Origin of the sequence: Streptomyces sp. SID4985 (assembly GCF_009863025.1) — a bacterium.
Lineage (GTDB): Bacteria > Actinomycetota > Actinomycetes > Streptomycetales > Streptomycetaceae > Streptomyces.
In genome coordinates, this window is sequence record NZ_WWIR01000116.1 from 1 (window position 1) to 2446 (window position 2446).

A 2446-nucleotide genomic window follows, 5' to 3' on the forward strand; every position below is an offset into this window, starting at 1 on the left:
TCCAGGACCAACATCGCGTTCTTGCCGCCGAGTTCGAGGGAGACGCCGACCAGGCGGGCAGCGGCTCCCTGGGCGACCTCGCGGCCGGTGCGGGTGGAGCCGGTGAAGGAGACGTAGTCGGCGTGCCTGACCAACTCGGGCCCCACGACCGGGCCTTCGCCGAGCACGACCTGGAAGACCTCGGCGGGCAGCCCGGCCTCGATGAGCAGGTCGCGGGCCCACAGGGCGGTCAGGCAGGTCTCGGTGTCGGGCTTCATCACGACCGCGTTGCCCGTGACGAAGGCGGGCAGCGCGTCGCCGACCGACAGCTCAAGGGGGTAGTTCCAGGGCGCGATCTGCCCCACCACCCCACGCGGCTGCCGGAGTTCGGTGACCTTGGTCAGCACGGGGACGGCACCGGTGTGCCGCTTCGGGCGGAGGTAGGCGGGCGCCCTGCGGCCGTAGTGGCGGGCCGCGACGGCGACGGCCTGCACCTCCTCGTGCGCGTGCAGCCGGGCCTTGCCGGTCTCCAGCTGGACGAGGTCGAGCACCTCGGACTGGCGCTCCAGGAGCAGGTCGTGGAAGCGGAGCAGCACGGCCGCGCGCTCGCGCACCGGGACCCGCTCCCAGACGGCCTGCGCCGCGCGGGCCGCCTGGAACGCCTTGAGCACGTCCTCGGGCGTGGACTCGGGCAGATCGGCCAGCTTCTCGCCGGTGAAGGGGGAGTGGTTGGCGGTACGGCCCGAGCCGGTCACGCCCTTGGTCAGCTGGGCCACCAGCTCCGGGGTGACCACGTCGGCGGCGGTGCGGACGCCTTCGGGGGCCGGGGCGAGCGGGTTGGTGCCGGTGGTTTCCGGGGCCTGCGAGTCCGTCATGAGCCGCAGGGTATGCCGGGCCGGACGCTTTGTGTACCCGTCGGTAATGCCCTTTCACCAGCCGCACACATCGCGCCAGTGATCACTGGCGACAAACGCGCTGATCAGGGCGTTGTCGGCGCGGATCAGCGGGCCGCGTCGGAAACGAGGGCGGGGGCGGATTCGGCAGGCGCGGGCACGGCGGGACGGTCCCCGAGCACGGCAGCGGCGACACCACCGGCACCGGCGACCGCATCGGACCCGCCCGCCCGGCACGCCTCCAGCGCCGCCGCCACCTCGTCCGCCGTCGGACGCGCCGCCGGGGACGGGAAGCGCAGGCGGTCCAGGAGCGGGGCGAGCGGGCCCGGGTCGCCGCCCTCGACCGCCAGGGCGAGCAGGGCACCGAGGGACCACAGATCGGAGGCGGGGCCCGCACCGGGCCCCGAAGCGCGTTCCGGGGCGACGAAACCGGCCGGAGCCGCCTCCGCGTGTCCGTCCCCGATACCGAAGTCGGTGACGAGGACCCGCCCGGTGCCGGACTCGACCAGCACGTTGGCGGGCTTGATGTCCCGGTGCACGATGCCGACCGCGTGCGCGGCCCGCAGCGCGGCGAGCACGGCCAGCCCGACCCGCGCGGCCTCGGCGTACGGCAGCGGACCGCGCCGCACGACCTCACTCAGCGACTCGCCTTGGACCAACTCCATGACGATCCAGGGCAGTCCGTCCTCGGTGACCACCTCGCGCGGCGTCAGCGCGCCGGGGTGCCGCACCCGGGCCGCGGCACGCGCCTCGCGGTGGAGCCGGTGCGCGATCCGGGCGCTCTCCTCGTCATCGGCCGGACTCCCGGGCAACGAGGGCTCCTTGACGGCGACCTCGCCCCCGTCCCGCTCGTCCCGCGCACGCCAGACGGTGCCGGTCGGGCCGGAGCCGATACGGGCGACGAGCCGGTAGCGTCCGCCGATCAGCCGTCCGCCGTACGGGAGTTCACCGTCTTCACTCATGCCACATGAGTACCGCGCGCACCCCGTCCTTGTCGAAGGGTCGGACGTTCCCGGACGACGATCCGGACTCAGCGCGCCGTCACCGTGAACGTCCCGACCGCCACGTCGAAGTACTCCCGCGCCTCGCGCACCTTGCCGACCGGTGCCGACACCCACACGTCGTACATCCGGCCGTCCTCCTCCCAGCACAGGTCGTAGGTGTGCCGGGCGCCCTCGGCGGTGCTGAAGCCGTTCCAGGTGAACTCCCAGAGGGCGGCGGGGTGTCCGGCGCGGGTGGTCTCGGTGACCCGGCCGTCGCGGTAGCCGGGGTTGGTGTCGGCGCCGTCGGCGGCGGCCCGGTCGAGGACGGCCGCGGGGCCGCCGGTCTCGGGGCGGGCGACCTTCACGCCGAGCCGGAAGACGTCCCCGGCGGAGAAGTAGAAGACCCGCTCGCCCTGCCGTTCGCGGGTGAAGGCCAGGGGCACGGCGAGGGAGAACCCCGCCGGGTCGCGGGCGGTGCGGTAGCCGGAGGGCGCGACGGGACCGGCCGGGGTGGTGGGGGTCGCGGATGTGCCCGAGGGGCTGGGGCCGCCGGTCGGCGGGCGGGTCGCCGTGGTGCCGGGGGTGCCGCCC

Annotated in this window: 2 protein-coding genes and 1 pseudogene; all 3 read right to left on the bottom strand. The window is 74.8% G+C overall.

The annotated features are described in order from the left end of the window. The coding region (locus GTW40_RS04775; RefSeq protein WP_161178885.1) for an aldehyde dehydrogenase family protein at positions 1-854 on the bottom strand (854 nt) is incomplete at its 3' end. Between the two features lie 125 nt (positions 855-979). Beyond that, positions 980-1834, bottom strand: coding sequence for a serine/threonine-protein kinase (locus tag GTW40_RS04780; protein WP_161178886.1), 855 nt, complete (start codon positions 1832-1834; stop codon positions 980-982). A gap of 68 nt (positions 1835-1902) precedes the next feature. After that, positions 1903-2446, bottom strand: a pseudogene (locus GTW40_RS04785) (serine/threonine protein kinase); the annotation flags it as partial.